Annotated in this window: 17 protein-coding genes and 1 pseudogene; 7 read left to right on the top strand and 11 right to left on the bottom strand. The window is 72.7% G+C overall.

Annotation, left to right across the window (positions count from 1 at the left end; all coding sequences use genetic code 11):
• Window positions 1–6 precede the first annotated feature (6 nt).
• Window positions 7–552, top strand: a complete 546-nt coding sequence (locus ACWGSR_RS31540) for an amino-acid N-acetyltransferase (protein ID WP_376233729.1) — start codon at window positions 7–9, stop codon at window positions 550–552.
• Window positions 553–775: 223 nt separating this feature from the next.
• A complete protein-coding gene (locus ACWGSR_RS31535) occupies window positions 776–1,111 on the top strand; it encodes a histone-like nucleoid-structuring protein Lsr2 (RefSeq protein WP_376233731.1) in 336 nt (111 codons plus the stop codon).
• On the opposite strand, the gene ACWGSR_RS31530 is transcribed toward ACWGSR_RS31535, so the two are convergent.
• A complete protein-coding gene (locus ACWGSR_RS31530; protein ID WP_453571616.1) occupies window positions 1,090–1,680 on the bottom strand; it encodes an SCO3374 family protein in 591 nt (196 codons plus the stop codon). The genes ACWGSR_RS31535 and ACWGSR_RS31530 overlap by 22 nt on opposite strands.
• A 486-nt stretch (window positions 1,681–2,166) precedes the next feature.
• Here ACWGSR_RS31530 and ACWGSR_RS31525 point away from each other — a divergent pair, with 486 nt between their 5' ends.
• A complete protein-coding gene (locus ACWGSR_RS31525; protein WP_376233736.1) occupies window positions 2,167–4,689 on the top strand; it encodes an ATP-dependent Clp protease ATP-binding subunit in 2,523 nt (840 codons plus the stop codon).
• A 75-nt stretch (window positions 4,690–4,764) separates the two neighbouring features.
• Here ACWGSR_RS31525 and ACWGSR_RS31520 read toward each other — a convergent pair whose 3' ends face one another.
• Window positions 4,765–7,443: an NACHT domain-containing protein gene (locus ACWGSR_RS31520; RefSeq protein WP_453571614.1), complete on the bottom strand. Its 2,679-nt coding sequence runs from the start codon at window positions 7,441–7,443 to the stop codon at window positions 4,765–4,767.
• A gap of 572 nt (window positions 7,444–8,015) precedes the next feature.
• Between ACWGSR_RS31520 and ACWGSR_RS31515 the strand changes: the two genes are divergently transcribed.
• Entirely contained in the window at window positions 8,016–8,720 is a 705-nt protein-coding gene (locus ACWGSR_RS31515) for a M23 family metallopeptidase (protein WP_366379034.1), read from the top strand.
• A 21-nt stretch (window positions 8,721–8,741) separates the two neighbouring features.
• Here the strand turns inward: ACWGSR_RS31515 and ACWGSR_RS31510 are convergent, their stop codons facing one another.
• Complete coding sequence (locus ACWGSR_RS31510; protein WP_376242722.1) at window positions 8,742–9,299, bottom strand: TetR/AcrR family transcriptional regulator; 558 nt, start codon at window positions 9,297–9,299, stop codon at window positions 8,742–8,744.
• Between the two features lie 102 nt (window positions 9,300–9,401).
• Here ACWGSR_RS31510 and ACWGSR_RS31505 point away from each other — a divergent pair, with 102 nt between their 5' ends.
• Complete coding sequence (locus ACWGSR_RS31505) at window positions 9,402–10,979, top strand: MDR family MFS transporter (RefSeq protein WP_376242724.1); 1,578 nt, start codon at window positions 9,402–9,404, stop codon at window positions 10,977–10,979.
• A 151-nt stretch (window positions 10,980–11,130) separates the two neighbouring features.
• Here ACWGSR_RS31505 and cseC read toward each other — a convergent pair whose 3' ends face one another.
• The 6 genes and pseudogenes from cseC to ACWGSR_RS31475 form a co-directional block, all read right to left on the bottom strand.
• Complete coding sequence (gene cseC, locus ACWGSR_RS31500; RefSeq protein ID WP_453571609.1) at window positions 11,131–12,450, bottom strand: two-component system sensor histidine kinase CseC; 1,320 nt, start codon at window positions 12,448–12,450, stop codon at window positions 11,131–11,133.
• Complete coding sequence (cseB, locus tag ACWGSR_RS31495) at window positions 12,447–13,148, bottom strand: two-component system response regulator CseB (RefSeq protein ID WP_383328836.1); 702 nt, start codon at window positions 13,146–13,148, stop codon at window positions 12,447–12,449. The genes cseC and cseB overlap by 4 nt, the downstream gene beginning before the upstream one ends.
• A gap of 50 nt (window positions 13,149–13,198) precedes the next feature.
• Window positions 13,199–14,038, bottom strand: a complete 840-nt coding sequence (locus tag ACWGSR_RS31490; protein WP_453571607.1) for a hypothetical protein — start codon at window positions 14,036–14,038, stop codon at window positions 13,199–13,201.
• Window positions 14,026–14,598, bottom strand: a complete 573-nt coding sequence (locus tag ACWGSR_RS31485; RefSeq protein ID WP_376242728.1) for a SigE family RNA polymerase sigma factor — start codon at window positions 14,596–14,598, stop codon at window positions 14,026–14,028. Before ACWGSR_RS31485 ends, ACWGSR_RS31490 begins: the two co-directional genes overlap by 13 nt.
• A 254-nt stretch (window positions 14,599–14,852) precedes the next feature.
• Window positions 14,853–15,779 carry an HhH-GPD family protein gene (locus ACWGSR_RS31480; protein ID WP_376242730.1) on the bottom strand — a complete coding sequence of 309 codons (927 nt, stop codon included), beginning with the start codon at window positions 15,777–15,779 and terminating at the stop codon, window positions 14,853–14,855.
• 453 nt (window positions 15,780–16,232) lie between these two features.
• Window positions 16,233–16,856 (bottom strand): annotated as a pseudogene (locus ACWGSR_RS31475) (phosphatase PAP2 family protein); the annotation flags it as partial.
• Between the two features lie 223 nt (window positions 16,857–17,079).
• Between ACWGSR_RS31475 and ACWGSR_RS31470 the strand changes: the two are divergent.
• Entirely contained in the window at window positions 17,080–17,958 is an 879-nt protein-coding gene (locus tag ACWGSR_RS31470) for a hypothetical protein (protein WP_453571603.1), read from the top strand.
• Between the two features lie 107 nt (window positions 17,959–18,065).
• On the opposite strand, the gene disA is transcribed toward ACWGSR_RS31470, so the two are convergent.
• Together disA and radA are read right to left on the bottom strand one after the other, a co-directional pair.
• Window positions 18,066–19,190: a DNA integrity scanning diadenylate cyclase DisA gene (gene disA / locus ACWGSR_RS31465; RefSeq protein WP_376242734.1), complete on the bottom strand. Its 1,125-nt coding sequence runs from the start codon at window positions 19,188–19,190 to the stop codon at window positions 18,066–18,068.
• 359 nt (window positions 19,191–19,549) lie between these two features.
• Window positions 19,550–20,959 (bottom strand): DNA repair protein RadA, encoded by a 1,410-nt coding sequence (radA, locus tag ACWGSR_RS31460; RefSeq protein ID WP_376242736.1) that lies wholly within the window; start codon window positions 20,957–20,959, stop codon window positions 19,550–19,552.
• 186 nt (window positions 20,960–21,145) lie between these two features.
• Here radA and ACWGSR_RS31455 point away from each other — a divergent pair, with 186 nt between their 5' ends.
• Window positions 21,146–22,942 (top strand): BACON domain-containing protein, encoded by a 1,797-nt coding sequence (locus tag ACWGSR_RS31455; protein WP_453571599.1) that lies wholly within the window; start codon window positions 21,146–21,148, stop codon window positions 22,940–22,942.
• Window position 22,943: the final 1 nt, after the last annotated feature.

Below are 22,943 nucleotides of genomic sequence, written 5' to 3'. Positions count from 1 at the left end.
CCCCCCATGCCGCCGTCTGACTCCCCGGCCGTCCACCCGGCCCCCGCCAAAGCCGTCACCGTACGCAGGGCCCGCACCGGTGACGTCGCCGCCGTCCGCCGTCTCGTCGATCCTTTCGTCCGGCGCGGCATCCTGCTCGACAAGGCGACCGTGACGCTTTACGAGTCCATCCAGGAGTTCTGGGTCGCGGAACGCGACGAGGACGCCGCCGTCGTCGGCTGCGGCGCGCTCCACGTGATGTGGGAAGACCTCGCCGAAGTGCGCACCCTCGCCGTCGATCCCGAGTTCAGGGGAGCCGGCGTCGGACATCAGGTGCTCGACAAGTTGTTGCACACCGCCCGATGGCTCGGGGTGCGGCGGGTATTCTGCCTGACCTTCGAAGTCGACTTCTTCACGAAGCACGGCTTCGTCGAGATCGGCGAGACCCCGGTCGACGGAGATGTCTACAGCGAGCTCCTGCGTTCCTATGACGAGGGAGTCGCGGAGTTCCTCGGTCTCGAACGAGTGAAGCCGAACACCTTGGGCAACAGCCGGATGCTTCTGCACCTCTGACCCGGAACCGGTACGAAGCGATCCCGAACCGGTCCCGGAACGACGCCCGAACCCGTACGGAACCCCGAAGGGAACCGCGAAGGGAACCCCACCCGGAACCCTATGTCCGAATCGCGCACGTTTCCCGCGCCGTCGGGGTTCTGAACCTCTCCCAGGGGTTTGTGTTTTCCCGGGAAAAGCGGTTTCCTTTCCGCGTACTGCATTTTCGATGAAAGGAAATCCGGTGGCACAGAAGGTTCAGGTCCTTCTTGTCGACGACCTCGACGGCATCGAGGCGGACGAGACCGTGACGTTCGCGCTGGACGGCAAGACCTACGAGATCGACCTCACCACCGCCAACGCGGAAAAGCTCCGCGGTCTGCTGGAGCCCTACACCAAGAGCGGCCGGCGCACCGGTGGCCGCACCACCGGTGGCCGCGGCAAGGGCCGCGCCGTGGCGGCGGGCAGCCCCGACACCGCGAAGATCCGCGCGTGGGCCAAGGAGAACGGCTACGACGTCAACGACCGCGGCCGCGTGCCCGCCACGGTGAAGGCGGCCTACGAGGACGCGAACCGCTGAGGCGACCGCCGCTGAGCAGCCGGCCCGCGGGCCCGGGCGCTCAGCAGCCGCAACCGGTGACACTCGGCGGCGGCGGCGGACACGAGCCGCACCAGGCAGGGGGCACCCCCTCCGCCCCACGGCGCGGCCCGCAGGGCCGGGAGCGAGGACTCGACCTCGCGGCCCGGCACGGGCGCGCGCAGCCACACCGCGGCGTCCGGCGCGCCGGAGCCGCCCCGCCCCGGCAAGAGGGGCGCGGTCATCCGGCCGTCGGTGCCGAGCACCGCGAGGTCCAGGGCAATCCCGCCCCATTCCAGCCAGTCGAGCAGTCCCGGCAGCTCCTCCGCGCTCCCCGCAGCCACGAGCAGCCGCATCCGGGGCCCCGCCAGGGCCACGGGGCCGGTCGCCGCACCGACCCGGCGCAGGACGCCCCGGCCGGCCTCGGCGGGCAGCTCCAGGACGTCGAAGCGCCGCCCCGTGACCAGCGCCACCGGCGGGCCGGCCACCGTCGCCCAGCCGAGCTCGTCCTCGTACCACCGCGCCGGACCGTCGTCGAGCGGCGCGCGGGGGGACGGCAGGAAGGGGGCCATGCCCGGGGAACTCCCGCGGGGGCCTCTTGGTTACGCCCCCGGAGCGGTCCCGCACCCGCCGCGCGGTGACGCTCGGTCCCCCGCCGGACGCGTGAAGTGTCCGGGATGAGGTGTACGGGTGCATTCGAGCGCGCAAGGGTGTTCGCTGGTAGCGGAGGGAACCGGGGTGCGCGGCATGGAGTGTCGGTGCCCACGGGTAAGACATTCCTAGTGGAGAGGGGTGACCCCGCGGGCTTCGGCGTCTCACGTTCGCCATCGGCGTACTGAAGGCGCGGCTAACTACTTGGCCTGCGGGAACATCGTCTCGCACCATCGGGTTGGAGCATTTGTCGGTTGTTCGGCAGCAGGTCTCCCCACGGACAAGGGGGTGATCCGGACGGATGTCGGCAGTTGGAATGAGCGGTCCCCGCTTGCGGGACTAAGCTGCGGAAGGACAGGGAGGGGATCGACCCCTAACTGACTGACCGCTCTGAGGAGCGATTAACGATGTTCGAGAGGTTCACCGACCGCGCGCGGCGGGTTGTCGTCCTGGCTCAGGAAGAAGCCCGGATGCTCAACCACAACTACATCGGCACCGAGCACATCCTTCTGGGCCTTATCCACGAGGGTGAGGGTGTCGCCGCTAAGGCCCTGGAGAGCCTCGGGATTTCGCTCGAGGCGGTCCGCCAGCAGGTGGAGGAGATCATCGGCCAGGGCCAGCAGGCCCCGTCCGGGCACATCCCCTTCACCCCTCGTGCCAAGAAGGTCCTGGAGCTGTCGCTCCGGGAGGCCCTCCAGCTCGGCCACAACTACATCGGCACCGAGCACATCCTGCTCGGCCTGATCCGCGAGGGCGAGGGCGTCGCCGCCCAGGTCCTCGTGAAGCTGGGCGCCGATCTCAACCGGGTCCGGCAGCAGGTCATCCAGCTGCTCTCCGGCTACCAGGGCAAGGAAGCCGCCACGGCCGGCGGTCCTGCCGAGGGCACCCCCTCGACGTCCCTGGTCCTCGACCAGTTCGGCCGCAACCTCACCCAGGCGGCCCGCGAATCCAAGCTCGACCCGGTCATCGGGCGCGAGAAGGAGATCGAGCGGGTCATGCAGGTGCTGTCCCGCCGCACCAAGAACAACCCGGTGCTCATCGGCGAGCCCGGCGTCGGCAAGACCGCCGTCGTCGAGGGCCTGGCCCAGGCCATCGTCAAGGGCGAGGTGCCCGAGACCCTCAAGGACAAGCACCTCTACACCCTGGACCTCGGCGCGCTCGTCGCCGGATCCCGCTACCGCGGTGACTTCGAGGAGCGCCTGAAGAAGGTCCTCAAGGAGATCCGCACCCGCGGCGACATCATCCTGTTCATCGACGAGCTCCACACCCTCGTGGGTGCGGGCGCCGCCGAGGGCGCGATCGACGCCGCCAGCATCCTCAAGCCGATGCTGGCCCGCGGTGAGCTCCAGACCATCGGCGCCACCACGCTCGACGAGTACCGGAAGTACCTGGAGAAGGACGCGGCCCTGGAGCGCCGCTTCCAGCCCATCCAGGTCGCCGAGCCGTCGCTGCCGCACACCATCGAGATCCTCAAGGGTCTGCGCGACCGGTACGAGGCCCACCACCGGGTCTCCATCACCGACGAGGCCCTCGTCCAGGCCGCGACCCTGGCCGACCGGTACATCTCGGACCGCTTCCTCCCGGACAAGGCGATCGACCTGATCGACGAGGCCGGCTCCCGGATGCGCATCCGCCGGATGACCGCGCCGCCGGACCTCCGCGAGTTCGACGAGAAGATCGCCGGCGTCCGCCGCGACAAGGAGTCCGCGATCGACTCGCAGGACTTCGAGAAGGCCGCGTCCCTGCGCGACAAGGAGAAGCAGCTCCTCGCCGCGAAGACCAAGCGCGAGAAGGAGTGGAAGGCCGGCGACATGGACGTCGTCGCCGAGGTCGACGGCGAGCTGATCGCCGAGGTCCTCGCGACCGCCACCGGCATTCCGGTCTTCAAGCTGACCGAGGAGGAGTCCTCGCGTCTGCTGCGCATGGAGGACGAGCTCCACAAGCGCGTCATCGGCCAGAAGGACGCCGTCATCGGTCTTTCGCGGGCGATCCGCCGTACGCGGGCCGGTCTGAAGGACCCGAAGCGCCCCGGTGGCTCGTTCATCTTCGCCGGTCCGTCCGGTGTCGGTAAGACCGAGCTGTCGAAGGCCCTCGCCGAATTCCTCTTCGGCGACGAGGACGCGATGATCTCCCTCGACATGTCGGAGTTCAGCGAGAAGCACACGGTTTCCCGTCTCTTCGGTTCGCCGCCCGGCTACGTCGGCTACGAAGAGGGCGGCCAGCTCACCGAGAAGGTGCGCCGCAAGCCGTTCTCCGTCGTCCTCTTCGACGAGGTCGAGAAGGCCCACCCCGATATCTTCAATTCCCTTCTCCAGATCCTGGAGGACGGTCGCCTGACCGACTCCCAGGGCCGGGTCGTGGACTTCAAGAACACGGTCATCATCATGACGACCAACCTCGGGACCAGGGACATCTCGAAGGGCTTCAACCTGGGCTTCGCGGCCCAGGGCGACACGAAGTCCAACTACGAGCGGATGAAGGCGAAGGTCAGCGACGAGCTGAAGCAGCACTTCCGCCCGGAGTTCCTCAACCGTGTGGACGACATCATCGTCTTCCCGCAGCTGACCCAGGACGACATCCTCCAGATCGTCGACCTGATGGTCGGCCGCGTGGACGAGCGCCTGAAGGACCGGGACATGGGCATCGAGCTCTCCCAGTCCGCGAAGGAGCTGCTCGCCAAGAAGGGTTACGACCCGGTGATGGGCGCCCGGCCGCTGCGCCGGACGATCCAGCGCGAGATCGAGGACACGCTCTCGGAGAAGATCCTCTTCGGCGAGCTGCGCCCCGGTCACATCGTGGTCGTGGACACGGAGGGCGAGGGCGAGGAGCGCAAGTTCACCTTCCGCGGCGAGGAGAAGTCGGCCCTGCCGGACGCCCCGCCGATCGAGGCGGCGGGCGGCCCCGGGCCGAACCTGTCCAAGGACGCGTGACGCTGCGCTGAGCCTGTAGCGCGAACGAAGGGGCGGCCCCGGAACCTGATGGTTCCGGGGCCGCCCCTTCGTTTTTCAGAGGATGGAGGAGCGGCGGATGTCGACGTGGATGCGGGGCGGCAGGGACTCGACGCCGGTGACCGAACCGGGGCCGTACACCTCCACCCTCTTCAGGTGGGCCAAGGCGCCGAGCGGTGCCAGGTCCATGGTCGTCGCGGGGTTGAACTGGAACAGTTCGAGACGGCTCAGCCGGGAGGACGGGGGCAGCGGCGGGAGCTTGGCCACCCCGCCGACCTGCTTCAGCTGGAGTCGGACCGGGTCGCACAGGGACAGGAGCCTGGCCTTCAGGTCTTCGGAGACCGGGCTTTCGATGCTCAGCCGCAGGGGGGTCAGACCGAGGCGGACGAGTTCGGCGGCCTGCTCGTCGCCGCCGACGGTGAAGATCAGGTCGCTCGGATCGAGGCGCGCCACGATCTCCTCGGCGTAGGAGCGCGGATCGAAGCGGAACCACGACCACATGAGCTGTGAACGGACCTCCAGAGAGGGATGCCGTACGAAGCGGGCCAGGTAGAGGAGGGCCGCGTCGGTCGTGACGTGCGACGCGGTGGTCACCGAGTGGACCGCTTCCTCATCGGTCAGCTCCTCCGGCGCGCCCAGCAGTTCGAGCACCAGCGGACCGACCTGTGCCAGCTGCCGGGCCTCCTCGGCCGTCCGCGGCGGGATCACCTCCCCCGTCCGCCGCAGCACCTCCCCCCGGATCTCCGGCGACAGCTCCGTCGCGTGGTCAAGGGCCGTCGCCGCCAGCAGCGTCAACCGCAACCGCACCCGGCGGTCTCCGGCCGCGTCCGCCGCCGACAGCAGCTCCCGCAGGATCTCCGCGCACTCGCGCGGCCTCGCGTGGCCCACCGCCATGCGGATCACGTCCTCCCACTGGTCGTCGGCCGCGTGGCGGACGAGGACGCCGATGTCCCAGTGGTCCACGAGGGCCTTCGCGGCCAGGTGGTCCTGGAAGGTGCGGTGGACGAACTCGACGGTGTCCGCCGTGGGCTCGCGCAGGAGGCCGCTGCGGTGGAGGAGGTGGGTGAAGACCCGGTCCGGGGGGTACGCCGAGGCGTCCGGGACCGCCGGGACGGCCTCGGCGACGATCGACGCGGCGTGCGCGCGGTCCAGCTGTGTGCGCCCGTTCAGCGTCAGCCAGTACGCCAGGCGCTGGATCAGCTGGATCTGCGGGGCCTCGTCGAGGACGAGGCCGGTCGGGGCGCCCATGTCCCGCTCGCGGTCCCGCCGGGACAGGAGCATGGACAGGGCCGCCTCGTAGAGCGCCTTGCGGCCCCGGGGCAGGAAGCCGCGCCGGTCCCGGTGGAGGGCGCAGATCAGACCGCACATCAGGGGGTTGGTGGCGAGCTGGGCCACGTGCTCGGCGGTGCGCAGCGCGTCCAGGAGCGGCTGCTCGTAGACCGCCGCGTCCGGTCCGGCGGCCTTGTGCCAGCGGCGTACGAAGGTGGTGACCTCCGTGCGGGCCATGGGTGCGAGGGAGAGTTCGGCGAAGCCTTCCGGGGCCAGCCAGTCGTCCCGTACGGCGGTGGGGCGCGAGGTGACGAGCCAGCGGTTGCCCTCGTACGCGCCGAGGAGGTCGCGCAGCCAGTCCCGGGCCCGGCCGCGCTCGGCCTCGGGGATCTCGTCGATGCCGTCGACCAGGACCAGGCCCCGGCCGGCCGCGAGGACCCGGTCGGTCCAGCCGTCGGGCGGGGTGAGCGGGCAGTCGGCGGCGGACAGGAAGCGGTCGGGGGAGGGGAGCCGCTCGCCGTGGCGGGTGAGGGCGCGCAGGGGCAGGACGAAGGGGACGCGGCCCCGTAGGTACGCCATGCCCTCGGGGCGGTTCTCGGTCGCCGCCGCCGAGACCGTCAGCCACTGGACGAGCGTGGTCTTGCCGGAGCCCGCCAGGCCGCGCAGCAGGACCTTCTCGTGGCGGGCGAGGGCGAGGTCGGCGCGGACGGAGGCCTGTTCCCGCTGCCGGCCGGGCGCCTCGGGCGCGCCCTCTCCGCCCGTCGCCTCCAGGGACAGGTACGCCATGTCCAGCGGCCACTCGTCGGGCGAGTGGTGCAGGTCGACGCCGTAGATCGTCAGGCGGCCGTGCTTCTTCGCGAGGTGGGCCAGGTAGCGGCGTTCGAAGGCCGCGTCCCGGCTCTCGGCCGCCGGGAGCCGGGTCAGGACGGCGTCGACCTTTGCGAGGAGCTCGGCCTGGGCGCGGGTCTGCTCGACGAGGCTGCGGGCGATGAAGGTGGAGCGCCGGGTGAAGAACTCCAGGATGTGGAGGCAGGCCCACTCGGTCATGGTCTCCAGGTAGAGGACCGAGTCGGTGGAGAGGCCGTCGGGGGGCGGGGCGGCGGCCCGCAGCCGGCGGGCGAGGTCGCGGTGGCCGAGGCGGACGGCCTGGACGTCGTCCATGTCGAGGTCGCCGAGGGCCAGCAGGTTCGCGGCGAGGGCGTCGGTGACGGCCCCGGTCTCGTCGGCGGGGAACGGCGGCTCCCCGGCCCCCTGCCGGGAGCGTTCGACCAGGGTGGCCGCGAGCCCGCGGACGTCCTTCTCGGTGAGGGTGCGCTTCTCGCCCCGGAAGGAGACGAGGCCGGAGAGCCGGACCTCGGCGTCCTTGCGGACGAGCCCCGCCCCGGGGCCCTCGCTCGCGAGCAGCCTCTTCAGGAGCGGGCCGATCGCGGCCGAGGCGAGGCGCGTGCCGATGAGTGCCGGTTCCATGGTGACCCCCTGTGTCTCCCCGAAGCGGTCAGCGTAGTGGGGGAGGGGCCGGGGCGGGGTCCTGAGGTGTGACCCGGGCCGCTTTCCGGGGCCTTTTCGCGGGCCCGGAACCCCTTTCAGTGGCCCCCGTCACGTGACCCAGGTCCCATCCGGAATGCCTTTTCGCGTGACCCAGATCCCATCCGGAAGGGGCCGCTGGTGACAAGGCGCACAGGGGTTTCGAGGGGTACTAACCGGAATAGTGGTGAACATTGGCGTTTATTTCGGACGTACGGGTACGAAGTGGCGGGTCGGAGGTCCCATCGGGTCACGGGCCGGGCCCGGACCGGCCTCCTGGGCGGTCCGAGCCTCCGAGACATGCGGTTAAACCGGTTTTCTTGGGCCGATATGTCCGATTTCGAAGCCCCTGCCTCCGGTCGTCAAGACCTGAACTTCCACCGTGATCGCTACGACGCCATGTCGTAGATGGGGTGTTTTGGGTTGGCCGGGGGGCCGGGTTACCAAGGATGAGCAAGCCCGACGCCGCAGCGAAAGCGCGTCGGGTCCCGTACTCCCCGGAGGTTTTCCCCCGTATGTCGAAGCGCGTTATGAACCCCGCCACCCGTGTTGCCGCCGTCGCTCTCGCCACCGCCGGCCTGGGGGCGTCGCTGGTGGCCGGAGCAGGGTCCGCCTTCGCCGCCGAGGGCAAGGCCGTCGTCCCGACCGCCGCGACCGCGTCCGCCGCAGTCGCCGCCCAGGCCGAGACCCAGGCGCACCTCGCCGCCCAGGTGAAGGCCGCCGCCGCGAAGACCGTCACCGTCAAGGCGACCGCCGTGAAGGCGACCGCCACCAAGAAGGCCGCCGCCGCCAAGAAGGCTCCGGCCTGGGTGAAGCCGGTCGGCTCCTACACCCTCAGCGCCAGCTTCAACCAGGGCGGCGCCATGTGGGCCCACAAGCACTCCGGCCAGGACTTCGCCGTTCCGGTCGGCACCCCGGTCAAGGCCGCCGCCGCCGGCACCGTCGTGAAGGCCGGCCCGTACGGCGGCGGCGACGGCCCCGCGTACGGCAACGCCATCGTGGTCAAGCACGCCAACGGCAAGTACTCGCAGTACGCCCACCTGTCGAAGATCCAGGTCAAGATCGGCCAGAAGGTCGGCGCCGGCCAGCGCATCGCCCTCTCGGGCAACACCGGCAACTCCTCCGGCCCCCACCTGCACTTCGAGATCCGCACCACCCCGAACTACGGCTCCGCCGTGAACCCGGCCGCCTTCCTGCGCGCCCACGGCGTCGGCATCTGATCCGCCGAACCCGCTGTGAACCTATGAGGCCCGGTGGGCCTCGTCGATGAGATCGAGGGCGACCTCGAGGACCGCTTCGTGCTTGTCCTCGGGGTCGCCCTCGACGTTCTGCATGAAGAACGTGCCCGCGTGGAGCGTGAAGACCGCGCTGATGCAGCGGACCTTCTCCTTGACGGGGAAGTCGTCGTCGTACAGCAGGCCGGTCAGCGTGATCATGCGCTCCTTGAAGGTGAGCCCTACGCTCAGCTCGCGCACGGTGGCCTGGTTCTCCTGCATGAAGCGGTAGAGCGGCGCCGCCGCGCGCAGCGCCACCTGGTAGCGGCGCACGACCTCCCGCTTGGTCTCGACCGTGCGGGGCTGCTCCCGGGCCCACGCGATCAGCTCGTCCATCGGCCTGGTCAGGTCCTCGAAGATCCCGACCAGGATGTCCTCCTTGGTCTTGAAGTGGTAGTAGAGCGCCGCCTTGGTCACGTCGAGGCGTTCCGCGATCTCGCGCAGGGAGGTCTTCTCGTAGCCCTGCTCCGCGAAGAGTTCGAGGGCCACGTCCTGGATGCGCTGACGGGTGTTGCCTCGGGCCATGGGGTGCCCTCCACTTTCCAAAGAACTTACTTGACGACCGGCTAGTTACAGGTCTACCTTCCCCAGTGTAGTAACTAGCCGGGCGGCAAGTAAGGGAATGGCATGGCGACGCAACAGAACGTTCAAACGGCAGAGGGAGAAGCACCGCCGGCACGCAGCGTCCGTGTCGTCCTGCTCGCCCTCATGATCGCGATGCTCCTCGCGATGCTGGACAACATGATCATCGGCACCGCGATGCCGACGATCGTCGGCGAGCTCGGCGGCCTGGAGCACCTCTCCTGGGTCGTCACGGCCTACACCCTGGCCACCGCCGCCTCCACCCCGCTCTGGGGCAAGCTCGGCGACATGTTCGGCCGCAAGGGCGTCTTCCTCACCTCGATCGTGATCTTCCTGATCGGCTCGGCGCTCAGCGGCATGGCCCAGGACATGGGCCAGCTCATCGGCTTCCGCGCGGTCCAGGGCCTCGGCGCCGGCGGCCTCATGGTCGGCGTGATGGCGATCATCGGCGACCTCATCCCGCCCCGCGAGCGCGGCCGGTACCAGGGCATGATGGCCGGCGTGATGGCCCTCGCCATGATCGGCGGCCCCCTCGTCGGCGGCACCATCACCGACCACTGGGGCTGGCGCTGGTCCTTCTACATCAACCTGCCGCTCGGCGCCGTCGCCCTCGCCATGGTCACCACCGTCCTGCACCTGCCGAAGAAGCCGCGGAGCACGGACACCCGGATCGACTTCGCCGGAGCCGCGCTGCTGACCGCCGGCATCACCGCGATCGTCCTGGTCACCACCTGGGGCGGCACCGAGTACGCCTGGGGCTCGGCCACCATCGTCGGCCTCGCGGTCGGCGGCGTCGTCGCTCTCCTCGCCTTCCTGTGGGTGGAGACCCGGGCGAGCGACCCGATCGTGCCGCTGCACATCTTCCGCAGCCGCAACTTCACCCTGATGTCCCTGATCGGCTTCATCGCCGGCTTCGTGATGTTCGGCGCGGTCCTCTACCTGCCGCTCTTCCAGCAGTCCGTCCAGGGCGCCTCCGCCACCAACTCCGGACTGCTGCTCCTGCCGATGTTGCTCTCGATGATGGTCGTCTCGCTGGTCGCGGGCCGGGTCACCACCAGCACCGGCAAGTACAAGGCCTTCCCCATCGCGGGCGGGGCCCTCATGACGGCCGGCCTCTTCCTGCTCTCCACGATGGACACCGGCACCTCGCGCCTCGTCTCCGGGGTCTGGATGGCCGTCCTCGGCGCCGGCATGGGCTTCCTCATGCAGATCACCATGCTGGTCGCCCAGAACAGCGTGGAGATGAAGGACATGGGCGTCGCCTCCTCCTCCACCACCCTCTTCCGGACGCTCGGCTCCTCCTTCGGCGTCGCCATCATGGGCGCGCTCTTCACCACCCGCGTCCAGGACGAGATGGCGGCCCGGGGCGGGTCGGAGCTGACGGCGCGGACCGCCCAGCTCGACGCGGCCAGCCTCGCCAAGCTCCCGGCCCAGCTCCGCGAGGCCTACCAGCACGCGGTCGCCGCCGGCACCCACGGCGCCTTCCTGCTCGCCGCCGCGGTCGCCGTCCTCTCCTTCGTCCTCGCCTTCTTCGTCAAGGAGGTGGCGCTCCGCGGCGCGGGCCCGGACCCCGCGAAGGAGCCCGCCGACGGCGGTGCGGCGAAGGTGTCCGAGAAGGTCTGAGACACGCGCGTACGACGATGGGGCCGGCCCTCGGAAGAGGAATCCGGCCCCATCGCCGTACCCGGGCGGCCCTCGGGAGAGGGGCCGGCCCCATCGCCGTACCGGGCGGCCCTTCGAAGAGGGGCCGGCCCCACCGCCGTACCGGCCGGCCCTACTGCCCCGGCAGCCGCAGGATCGGGAAGCTGCCCGTGTTCGTCGGCGCGTGGTCCGGGAGCCACAGGACCGCGATGGCCCCGCCCACCCCGTTCGGCGCCGCCTCGGAGGCCACGTTCCGGAAGGTCAGCCGGGCGCCGAGGACCCGGGCCTGGCCCGACGCGATCGTCAGGCCCAGGCCGTGGCCCTGGCCCGCGCGGTCGCTCGACCCCGTGCGGAACCGGCTCGGGCCCTCCCTGAGGAGGGACTCCGGGAAGCCCGGACCGTGGTCGCGGACGCGCACCACCCGGCCCTCGACCGTCACCTCCACCGGCGGCCTCCCGTGCTTGGCCGCGTTGGCGAGGAGGTTGCCCAGGACCCGTTCGAGCCGGCGCGGGTCGGTGTTCACCCAGGAGTCGTGCACGACCCGGACGACGACCTCCGGGTCCAGGGCCCGCACCCGCCGCTCCACGAACTCCCCGAGCGCGATCTCCTGGAGCTCGGCCCGCTCCGACGCGCTGTCGAGCCGGGCCACCTCCAGGACGTCCTCGACCAGCGTCCGCATCGCCTGCGCCCGGTCCCGCACCAGCTCCGTCGGACGCCCCGGCGGCAGCAGCTCGGCCGCCGTGAGCAGCCCCGTGACGGGGGTCCGCAGCTCGTGCGCGATGTCCGCGGTGACCCGCCGCTCGGCCTCGATCCGCTCGTTCAGGGCGTCGGTCAGGGCGTCGACCGCCCACGCCAGGTCGTCCGTCTCGTCCCGTACGACCCCGCCGACGGCCTCCCGCACCCGTACGTCCGTGTTGCCCTGGGCGACCCGGCCGGCCGCGACGGCCGCCTTCCGCAGCCGCCGCGAGAGCCGGCCGCCGATGAGCACGCCGAGCGCGCAGCCGCCGAAGACCACCGAGACCGAGCCGATGACGAGCGCCCGGTCCAGATCGCTCATGATCTTCGCGCTGCGGTCGGCGAAGGGGATGTGCAGCGAGAGGACGTCGCCGTTGGCGAGCGGCACGGCCGCCCACACGTCGGGCGGACCGCCGTGCCGGTGCTCCTGCACGTACGTGCCGCGCCGGTTGTCCCGCATCAGCCGGTCGAGCTGGTGCGGCAGCGCCGGGTCGTTGATCTTGGTGCCGAAGCGGGGCTCCTTGGGCTTCGACGTCTCGTACAGCCGCTGCGCGAAGAGCAGCCGCTCCATCTGCACCTCGCGCGCGTTGTCGAGCATCGAGATGCGGGCGGCGTTGTGCACGACCACGCTCAGGACGACCGCGATGAGGGCGCCGACCGCCGCGATGGCGACGGCGATCTTCCAGCGGATCCCGGTGCGCAGGGGGAACGGCCTCACCCGCCCTGGCCCCGGAGCTTGTAGCCGAAGCCGCGGACGGTCTCGATCCTGTCCTGGCCGATCTTGGCCCGCAGCCGCTGCACGTGGACGTCCACGACCCGGGTGTCGCCGCCCCAGCCGTAGTCCCAGACCCGCTCCAGGAGCTTGTCCCGGGACAGCACGGTGCCGGGCGCGGACGAGAACTCCAGGAGCAGCCGCATCTCGGTCGGGGTCAGCGCCACCGGCGCCCCGCCCCTCCTGACCTCCATGCCCTCGGTGTCGACCTCCAGGTCCCCGAAGACGAGCAGCCCGCCGTCCCCCGGCCCGTCCCCGGCCTCGCCGCCGCCGGCGTGCCCGAAGCGGCGCAGCACGGCCCGGATGCGGGCCATCAGGACCGAGCCGTCGAAGGGCTTGGTGACGTAGTCGTCCGCCCCGGCCTCCAGGCCGAGGACGACGTCGATGGAGTCGGCGCGCGCCGACAGCATGATCACCGGGACCGTCGACTCGTCGCGGATGCGGCGGCAGAGGCTGACGCCGTCCATGCCCGGCAGCATCACGTCGAGCAGGGCGATGTCCGGCCGCCGCGCCCGGAAGGAGTCCAGGCCGGAGAGGCCGTCGGGCACGGCCGTGACCCGGAAGCCGTCCCGCTCCAGGGCGAGCTGGGTGGCCTCACGGATGACGTCGTCGTCCTCGACGAACAGGACATGGGTTTCGGCCATCGTGGGGTTCCTTCGGGATCGTGCGCTTTCCGGGTCTCTTCGGGTGCGGCTCAGCCGGCGGGGGACTGGCTCGGCGCGGGCTCCAGGCCCTGGCCCTCGCCGACCGACCGGCTGTAGTCGTTGTGGACCCAGTCGTGCTGGGTGAATCCGCCGCCCGTCCAGCGGTACGTGATCACGTCCTCGCCCGAGGGGTACGCGACCGGGTCGCCCTTCGCGTACACCTGCTTGGTGACGACCAGGTCGCCCCGGTCGATCGTGGCGTACACCGCCCCGTCCTCGGCCGCGAAGACGTTCTCGTACCCGTCGCTCAGGTTCCGGTAGACGTACGTGCCGATGCCGATGCCGTCCCCGCAGGTCATCACGTTGACGACGACGTCGGGCGCGGGGGCGTTCGTGAGGTTGCCGTAGGAGGCGTCCACCGGGTACGAGTCCGCGGCGCACGGCTTCAGATCGGCCTTGACCCGCTCGCTGAGCTTCGGATCGGCCTTGAGCAGCTCGATCGGATCCACCCGCTCCGCCGACTGGGGGCCCGTGGTGGCCGACGGGGAGGGGGTGGGAGAGGCGGCCGAGGCGACCTCGTCGGTCCGGGCCGCGCCCTCGTCGCGGGAGCCCGTGCCGCCGGTGGAGCAGGCGGCCAGGGAGAGGCCGACGGCGACGAGCCCGGCCGTCGCCGTGGCGCCCGCCGCCCGGACGGTACGCCGAGAGCGGCGGCGCCCGGCCGTGAGCCGTTCGCCGCCGCCGTCGGGGCCGAAGCCCCTGCCGAAGTCCTCGGGAAGATCCCCGGGGAGGCCTCCGTAAAGGCCTCCGGAACCGCCGGAGCCGTCGGCGGGGACGCCACCGCGTCTTTCGCCGTCGGCCTCGCCGTCGGGTCCGCCGTCTATGCCGCGCACCGCTCGCGCCCCCCTTCGTCGCCTCGCACGGTCGTCCGCTCCCCGGTCCGCCCCAGGGCGCGGGCGTCGAGGTCGCGGCTCTCCAGCTCCTGCCGGAGCCGGGCGAGCGCGCGGTGGAGCGTGGACTTCACCGTACCGGTCGACATGCCGAGCGCCGCCGCCGTCTCCTCCGTGCTCATCTGTTCCCAGTGGCGCAGGACGACGACGCTGCGCTGCTTCGGCGCGAGCACCTTCAGGACGTCCATCAGGAGGGCCCGGTCGGCGTGCTGCTCGGTCGCGTCGGCCACGCTCGCGTCCGGGAGCTGCTCGGTCGGCACCTCTTCGAGCCGGCGGGAGCGCCACCACTCGGTCCGGGTGTTGATCATGACCCGGCGCAGGTAGGCGTCGGCGAGGGACTTGTCGGCGATGCCGTCCCAGCGCCCGTACGTCCGGGCCAGGGCCGTCTGGAGGAGGTCCTGGGCGTCGACGGGGTCGGCCACGAGACGGCGCGCGCTGCGCAGCAGGGCGTCCTGCCGCGTGCGTACGTACTCCTCGAAGTCGAGCACCTCACCGTGCCTCATCCGAACCGCCTCCATCCCCGTGACCTGCTTGTTCCCTCGTGTCGTGGACGACGCTACGGAGCGGTTGTCACGGGGCTGTGCGGGGCAGCCGTCGGTGGGCGCACGGCTACCCATCGGTTGTGTAACAGCGGGGGAGGGAGGGGTTTCGGAGGCGGGGCCCCGGGAGAGCGCCGGACGATGAGGCCCCGGAGGACGGCGGACGGTGAGGCCCCGGAGGGCGGCGGGGCCCCGGAGGAGCGGCGGGCGGCGGGGCCTCAGGCCAGCGGCAGGCGGTAGAAGCCGTCGTCCAGCGGCTCGACGAGGCCGTCGGCGACCAGGCCGTCGAGCGCCCTGGCCCGCTGCACCGGTTCGTCCCAGACCGCGTCCAGGGCCTCGCGCGCCACCGGGTCCGTCGAGTCCCGCAGGACGGCGAGGAGCCGCCCCCGGACCTGCCGGTCGGTCCCGGCGTACGTCTGGCCGCGCCGCGGCGGGCCGTCGTGCGCCGGCTTGCCCGCGAGCCGCCAGGCGCACTGCCCGGAGATCGGGCAGCGCCCGCAGTCCTCGTTCTTCGCCGTGCACACGAGCGCGCCCAGCTCCATGGAGGCGGCGGCCCAGCGGGCGGCCGTCGTCTCGTCCTCCGGCAGCAGGGCGCGGGCGAGCCGCCGCTCGGCGGCCGTGGTCGCGTTCGGCGGGTACTGGACGCCGGTCGCCGCCCGCGCGAAGACCCGGCGCACGTTGGTGTCCAGGACGGCGTGCCGCTGTCCGTGGGCGAAGGAGGCCACCGCGGCGGCCGTGTACTCCCCGATGCCGGGCAGCGCGAGGAGCTGCCCGTGGTCGCTGGGCACCTCCCCGCCGTGCCGCTCGGCTATGGCCGTGGCGGCCGCGTGCAGCCGCAGCGCCCGGCGCGGGTAGCCGAGCCGGCCCCAGGCGCGGACCGCCTCGCCGGGGGCCTCGGCGGCCAGGTCGGCCGGGCGGGGCCAGCGCGCGAGCCACTGCTCGTACACGGGCAGGACGCGGACGACCGGGGTCTGCTGGAGCATGAACTCGCTCACCATGACCCCCCAGGCGCCGGCCTCGGGGCGGCGCCAGGGCAGGTCGCGGGCGTGCCGGTCGAACCAGGCGAGGACGGGCCGGTGCAGTTCGGCGGGGACGGCGGGGACCCCGGGGATCCCGGAGGCGGAGGGCGTGTCGATGGAAGTCATGGCACCTCCGATCCTGACACGACTCCGGGGGTTTCAGCGCGCGTCGTACGGAGCGCGCCGACCCTGCCCGGAGGGCGGGGCGCCGGGGTCGGTGGAGTACGGGGGAGCGGGGGCCTCGTACGGGGCGGCGGGGTTCTCGTACGAGGGGGCGGGGTCCCCGTAGGGGGAGGCGGGGTTCCCGTACGGGGCGGCCGAGCCGTACGGGTAAGCGGAACCCTGCGGGGCGGCGGAGCCGTACGGGGCGGAGGGGTCGTGGGCGGGCGCGGAGCCGTACGGGGCGGAAGGGTCGTACGAGGGAGCGGAGCCGTACGCGGTGGGTGCGCCGTACGCGGGGGCGGGGTTCTCGTACGAGGGAGCGGGGGCGTCGTACGAAGGGGCGGGGGCGCCGTACGCCGGGGCGGAGCCCTGCGCGGGGGCGGGCTCGAACAGCGAGGAGGAGGGAGCGGCGGCGGGAGCGGCCGTACGGGGCCCCTGACCGGCGCACCACACGACCAGCGTGTTCCGGCTCGACCGGGCCGTCTCCACCAGGGACCGCACCGGCCGCTCGGCGAACCGCAGCACCAGGAAGGCGACCAGGGCGCCGAGGAGCAGGCCGGTGGTCACGTCGTGCGGGTAGTGGACACCGACGAAGACGCGGGAGAAGGCCATGAGCAGCGCCATCGGCACGGTGAACCGGCCCATCCCGCGCCAGGACAGGGCGAGCGCGATGGCGGCGGCGCCCGCGATGGCCGAGTGGTTGCTGGGGAAGGACCAGTCGCCGTAGGGCGGGCAGGTGACCAGCGAGGCGGGCGCTCCTGCGACCGCGCGGCACGGACGTTCCTCGTCGATCAGCGACTTCAGCGACTCGCTCACCACGTAGCCGAAGGCGGTGGCGAGCGGGGCGAGCAGCGCGAGCGCCATCGCCCGGCTCGAACCGTCGCGGGTGCGCCACCAGCCGGCCAGGAAGAGCACGCCGAAGAGCAGCAGTCCGGCCTCGGTCCAGACCTCGGCGAGCAGCTGGAACCAGTGCGGCGTGGCGTGGGCGAAGTCGGCGACGTCGAGATACAGACGGTCGGAGAGGTCGAGGAGGGTGTCCATGGGGAACGACGCTAACCGGAATCCCGGGCGTCCCGCCCCGGCCCATCGGCCAGAACGACCCCCGACGAAAGTGGGGGGCGCCGATTCGCTCCGGTTGGACCCGTTTTCACTCGCGGACCCGGAAAAAGTTCCCGGAAAGAAGGATGTGATCATCGGCAAAACTTGAGGTCTCGGGCGGCGGGTGGGGCGGGAGTTGGGCGCGATCTCTCGTAAGGTTCGGCTCGTGGGATCTTTGCGCAATCCGGTCGGGCCGCTTCCCTCCACCATCTACTGGCGACGGAGGGCGGTGGCGCTGTGCCTGATCGCACTCCTCGCCCTGCTCACCGTGTGGGCCGTGACGTCCGGCGGCGGGGGCGGGAAGAAGCCGAACGACTCCGCCAACGGCTCGTCGCCCACCCCGCCCTCGATCACGCCCGGACCCTCCGGCTCGGGCCCCGCGATCAGCCAACAGCCGGGCGGGCGCGACGAGTCGGACGAGGGCGACGAGACCTCGGGCGGCAACGGGGGCGACGGCGGCGCGGACTCGGCCGGTACGGGATCCGCCGGCACGGGCTCCGGGGGTACGGACGCGGGTGCGGGCTCCGGCGGCGCGGACACGGCCGGTTCCGGCGGCGCCGGCAAGAACGGTGACGGCACCGGCGCCGGGGGCGACGGAGGCGCGGGCACCGGTGCGGGCCGACAGCTCCCGGCCGACTCGCCGATCCCCAACTGCCCCGCCGGATCGCTCCAGTTGACGCTCAAGTCCGTCAAGGTCACCTACGAGACGGGGGAGCGGCCCCGCTTCCAGCTCGTCGCGAAGAACACCTCGTCCGTCGACTGCAAGGCCGACTTCGGACCCCGCAACGCGGTCCTGACGATCACCGGCGCCAAGGACGACGAGGTCTGGTCCTCCGACCACTGCCCGCGCCCCGGCACCCCGCTCCTGCTGAGCCTCCCCGCGGGGGCGACCGTCGTCCACACCGTGGAGTGGGACCGCGGGCGCAGCGCCCCGAAGTGCGCCACCGCCCCGGCGGGCGAGGCGGGCCCCGGCACCTATCTGGTGGAGGCCGCGATGCCGGGCGTGAAGGTCCTCCCGGCCCCGTTCACGCTCGCCAAGGACTGAACGGGACAGCGGGACAGTGGGGTAGCGGGGCAGCCGGACCGGGGAAAGCCCGGGGCCTGTCCCAGGACCACCGCGGCCTGTCCGACCCCTGATCCGCCGGACAGGCCCTAGACGTACCGCTCCAGGATCGAGGACTCCGCGAGCCGGGACAGGCCCTCGCGGACGCTGCGGGCGCGGGCCTCGCCGACGCCGTCGACGGCCTGGAGGTCGTCGACGCTGGCCGCGAGGAGCTTCTGCAGCCCGCCGAAGTGCTCCACGAGCCGCTCGATGATCGCGCCGGGCAGCCGCGGCACCTTCGCGAGGAGCCGGTAGCCGCGCGGCGAGACGGCCGAGTCGAGGGTCTCGGGCGAGCCGCTGTAACCCAGCGCCCTTGCCACGACCGGGAGTTCGAGCAGCTCGGTGTGGGTGAGCGCGTCCAGCTCGGTGAGCGCCTCCGCGACCGTCCGCGAGCGCTTCGCCGTCGGCTCCGGCACGTAGTCCCGGATCACCAGCTCGCGCTCCGGCTCCACGCCCGCGATCAACTCGTCGAGCTGGAGCGAGAGGAGGCGCCCGTCGGTGCCGAGCTCGACCACGTACTCCGCGATCTCGGTGGCGATCCGGCGGACCATCTCCAGGCGCTGCGCGACGGCGGTGACGTCCCGGACCGTGACCAGGTCCTCGATCTCCAGGGCGGAGAGCGTGCCCGCCACCTCGTCGAGCCGGAGCTTGTACCGCTCCAGGGTCGCGAGCGCCTGGTTGGCGCGGGACAGGATCGCGGCCGACTCCTCCAGGACCCGGCGCTCGCCGTGCACGTACAGCGCGATCAGGCGCATCGACTGGGAGACGGAGACGACCGGGAAGTTGCACTGCTTGGAGACCCGGTCCGCGGTGCGGTGGCGGGTGCCGGTCTCCTCGGTGGGGATGGAGGCGTCCGGGACCAGCTGCACGCCCGCCCGGTGGATCTTGGTGATGTCCTTGTCGAGGACGAGCGCGCCGTCGAGCTTGCACAGCTCGCGCAGGCGGGTGGCGGTGAACTCGACGTCCAGCACGAAGCCGCCGGTACACATCGAATCGACCGCTTTGTCCAGGCCGAGCACGATGAGCCCGCCCGTGTTGCCCCGGAGGATCCGCTCCAGACCGTCGCGCAGGGCGGTGCCCGGCGCGACCGCGCTCAGGGCCGCGCGCATCAGCGCTTCACTGCCGGAGCCCGCGCCGGACTTCCCAGGAGCCGATGCCCCGTCCTTGGCTGCCACTGCACTCCTCCGGCTCGTACGGATGGGCGAGACCAGGGCAAAGTCTAGCGACACCACCCCGCCGCCCTCCGCCCCCGACCGAACGCGGGTGGTGCGAAAGGGGTCCCCACCTGGGTGCGGAGCCAACCCTTCCTCTTGCCGGAAGCTCCACCGGGGGCCTCGCCGGGCGCCTTGCCGGGCTTTCGTCGGACGCTTTGCCGGGCCCTCGTCGGACGCTTTGCCGGGCCCTTGCCGATTGCCTTGCCGGGCCCTCACCGGAGCCCCGCCGAGCCCTCGCCGGGCGTCTTTCCGCCGCCCGTCGAAGGCCTCCCCGCCCCTCCCCGCCCCTTCCCTCCGCCCCTTCAGGGCGCGCCCCCCCGCTACCCCTCCGCCTTCTCCGGCGCGTCCGCCTTCGCGCGCCGCCCGCGCGGCAGCACCCGCAGCGCGTCGCCCATGTCCGCGACCTCCGTCACCCGCATGCCCGGCGGGACCCTCCCCGGGTCCGTCGGGACCAGCGCGTGCGTGAAGCCGAGGCGGTGCGCCTCCGCGAGGCGGCGCTGCACGCCCGTCACCCGCCGGACCTCGCCCGCGAGCCCGACCTCCCCGATCGCCACCAGGTTCTTCGGCAGCGGGGTGTCGCTCGCCGCGGAGGCCAGCGCGAGCGCGATCGCCAGGTCGGCGGCCGGCTCGGAGAGCTTCACGCCGCCCACGGTCGCGCTGTAGATGTCCCGCTTGCCGAGCGCGCTGATCCGGCCGCGCTGCTCCAGGACCGCCAGCATCATCGACACCCGGGAGGTCTCCAGACCGGAGACGGTCCGGCGCGGGGAGGGGATCTGGGAGTCCACCGTCAGCGACTGGACCTCGGCCACGAGCGGCCGGCGGCCCTCCAGGGTGACCGTCAGACACGTGCCGGGCACGGCCACGTCGCGCCGGGTCAGGAAGAGCCCGGACGGGTCGGCGAGACCCGTGATCCCCTCGTCGTGCAGCTCGAAGCAGCCGACCTCGTCGGTCGCCCCGTACCGGTTCTTCACGCCCCGGACGAGCCGCAGGCGCGCGTGCCGGTCGCCCTCGAAGCTCAGCACGACGTCCACCAGGTGCTCCAGGAGCCGGGGGCCCGCGATGGCCCCGTCCTTGGTGACGTGGCCGACCAGGAGCGTGGACATCCCGCGCTCCTTGGAGGCCCGGATCAGCGCGCCCGCGACCTCGCGGACCTGCGCCATGCCGCCGGGCGCGCCGTCGATCTCGGGCGAGGCGATCGTCTGCACCGAGTCCAGGATCAGCAGCGAGGGCTTCACCGCGTCGAGGTGCCCGAGGACCGCCGACAGATCGGTCTCCGCCGCCAGGTACAGGTGGTCGTCGATCGCGCCGATCCGGTCGGCGCGCAGCCGGACCTGGCTCGCGGACTCCTCGCCCGTGACGTACAGCGTGCGGTGCTCGTCGCTCGCCGCCTTCGCCGCCACGTCGAGCAGCAGCGTCGACTTGCCGACGCCCGGCTCGCCCGCGAGCAGCACCACGGCACCGGGCACGAGCCCCCCGCCGAGCACCCGGTCCAGCTCGTCGACACCGGTCGAGCGGGCGGTCGCCTGCCGGCCGTCGACCTGGCCGATGGGGAGGGCGGCGGTGGAGACCCGGCCCGCGGCGGTCGTCCGGACGGCGGGCGCGCCGTACTCCTCCACCGTCCCCCAGGCCTGGCACTCGGGACAGCGGCCGAGCCACTTGGCCGTCTGCCAGCCGCACTCGGTGCAGCGGTAGGACGGTCGCTCCTTGGCGGATTTCGTACGGGCAGCCATGCGCCCCACCGTAGCCGCCGCCACCGACAACGGGCCCCGGCCCCGCGACCGGGACCCCCGGACCCCGCACGGCGCGTCCACCGGGTGCCGGGTTCCCGTCCTCTTTCGAGCGATACCTTCACCCGTAGGGATGAGAACGGAGCGACCGGTACGAAGAATGCCCCCGCTCCTGCCTACGGTCGCCCAGTGACGAGCAGCAGGCTGGAAACCCCCGCACGCACCACCGGCGCACACCGGGCGCACCGCGCCACGGACCAGGGACCGCGCACGCTCGGCCGCCGGCCCCCCGCCCGCTACGAGGCCGCCCTCGACGGCCTCTTCACGTACTGCCTCTCCGTGCTCTGCGACCACGACACGGCCACCGCCGTCCTCGGTGACGTCCTCGCCGTGGCCGAGCGCCACCGGGGGCGCTGCCCCTCCGACGAGGACGGGCGCACGGCCTGGCTGTACGCCCTCGCCCGCTGGGCCTGTCTGCGCAGCCTCGGCGAGCAGCGCCGCAAGCGCCGGGGCGCCCACACCGGCCGCCCCGCCGTCACCCCGCCCGAGCCGCCCCGGGTCTCCGCCGGGACCGCCGAGCGGCACCGCGCCGAACTCGCCCTCCTCGCCTGGCCCGAGGCGGCCGGCACCACGCCCGAGCAGCGCGAGGCCCTGGAGCTCGCCGTCCGGCACGGCCTCAACCACCGCCAGGTGGCCGCCGTCCTCTCCCTCGACCCGCTCGCCGCCCGCGAACTCCTCGCCACCGCCGGCTGCGAGGTCGAACGCACCCGCGCCGCCCTCGCCGTCGTCGAGACCGGGAGCTGCCCCACCGTCGCCCGGCTCGCCGGCGATCACCGGGTGCTCCTCTCGGCGGCCCTGCGCGCCGAACTCGTCCGGCACGTCGACGACTGCCCCCGCTGCCGCCGCGCCGCCGAGCGCGTGGGCGCCGGCGGCCCCTGGCCCGGCGCCGGAACCCTCCCCCCGGACCGGCTGCCGCTCGTCGAGGCGCCCCGGGCCGCCGCGTACATGGCGATGCTGCACGTGCCCCGCGCGCGTGCCGGAGCCCCGCGCTTCGCGCCCACCGGCTTCCCCGTGGACCCGAAGGACCACACGGCCCGCCGCGACCGGATGCGGTCCCGCGCAGTGACCACCACCGTCGTCGCGGCCGTCGTCGCCGCCCCCGTCCTCGCCCTGTGGACCTCCTACCGGGGCACCACCGACACGACCGCCCACGACGGGGGGCGGGTCAGCGCGCGCGAGACGGACGACGGGGCGGACGCGGACGGGCGCCCCTACGACCGGTACGAGAACGCGGGCAGCGCCCGCGCCACCCCCGAGCCCCGCTCCCCCCGGAGCGCCCGCGCGCCCGACGTCTCCGTCGAGGTGGTCAGCCCCGGCGGCCCCGTCGGCTCCGGAGCGCCCTCCAGACCCGGCGAGCCCGCCCCCGGCTGGATCACGGTCACCGCGCGCGGCCAGGGCGAGCTGACCCTCCTGACCCTCACCGCCGCTGGGGACTCGCCCGTCGAGTGGTCGCTGTGGACGGACGCGCCCTGGATCTACGTGAGCCGGGCCTCCGGCACGCTCCGCCCCGGCGAGCAGGTCACGATCGCGGTCCGCGTCGACCACGGGCGCGAACCCGCGGGCGTGTGGAGCGCCCGGGTCGGGGTCGACCCCTCCGGGGCGGTGGTGCGCATCGCCGGGATCAACCGGACCGGGCCGGGGGGCGTCTTCCATCCGGACCCGGACGTCCCCCGGCCGCCGAAGCCGGTGCCGCCCCCGCCGGCCACGACGGACCCGACCACCCCGCCCACGGCCCCGCCGACGACCGAGCCGCCGACCACTCCGCCGCCGACGGAGGAGCCGCCCACGACCCCGCCGCCGACCACGGACCCGCCCACGACGGAACCGCCGACCGCTCCGCCGACGACGGAGGAGCCCCCGCCGCCGACCACGGACCCGGGCACGACCCCGCCGCCGGCGACGGAGGAACCGCCCCCGTCCTCCTGAG

This window comes from Streptomyces sp. NPDC055632, assembly GCF_053618675.1.
This window is presented reverse-complemented; position numbering and strand designations above follow the sequence as displayed.

Bases quoted from the DNA above. Each gene is read 5' to 3' on its own strand.
- ACWGSR_RS31540 (WP_376233729.1), top strand. From the start codon at position 7: ATGCCGCCGTCTGACTCCCCGGCCGTCCACCCGGCCCCCGCCAAAGCC.
- ACWGSR_RS31530 (WP_453571616.1), bottom strand. From the start codon at position 1,680: ATGGCCCCCTTCCTGCCGTCCCCCCGCGCGCCGCTCGACGACGGTCCG.
- ACWGSR_RS31525 (WP_376233736.1), top strand. From the start codon at position 2,167: ATGTTCGAGAGGTTCACCGACCGCGCGCGGCGGGTTGTCGTCCTGGCT.
- ACWGSR_RS31520 (WP_453571614.1), bottom strand. From the start codon at position 7,443: ATGGAACCGGCACTCATCGGCACGCGCCTCGCCTCGGCCGCGATCGGC.
- ACWGSR_RS31515 (WP_366379034.1), top strand. From the start codon at position 8,016: ATGTCGAAGCGCGTTATGAACCCCGCCACCCGTGTTGCCGCCGTCGCT.
- ACWGSR_RS31510 (WP_376242722.1), bottom strand. From the start codon at position 9,299: ATGGCCCGAGGCAACACCCGTCAGCGCATCCAGGACGTGGCCCTCGAA.
- ACWGSR_RS31505 (WP_376242724.1), top strand. From the start codon at position 9,402: ATGGCGACGCAACAGAACGTTCAAACGGCAGAGGGAGAAGCACCGCCG.
- cseB (WP_383328836.1), bottom strand. From the start codon at position 13,148: ATGGCCGAAACCCATGTCCTGTTCGTCGAGGACGACGACGTCATCCGT.
- ACWGSR_RS31485 (WP_376242728.1), bottom strand. From the start codon at position 14,598: ATGAGGCACGGTGAGGTGCTCGACTTCGAGGAGTACGTACGCACGCGG.
- ACWGSR_RS31480 (WP_376242730.1), bottom strand. From the start codon at position 15,779: ATGACTTCCATCGACACGCCCTCCGCCTCCGGGATCCCCGGGGTCCCC.
- radA (WP_376242736.1), bottom strand. From the start codon at position 20,959: ATGGCTGCCCGTACGAAATCCGCCAAGGAGCGACCGTCCTACCGCTGC.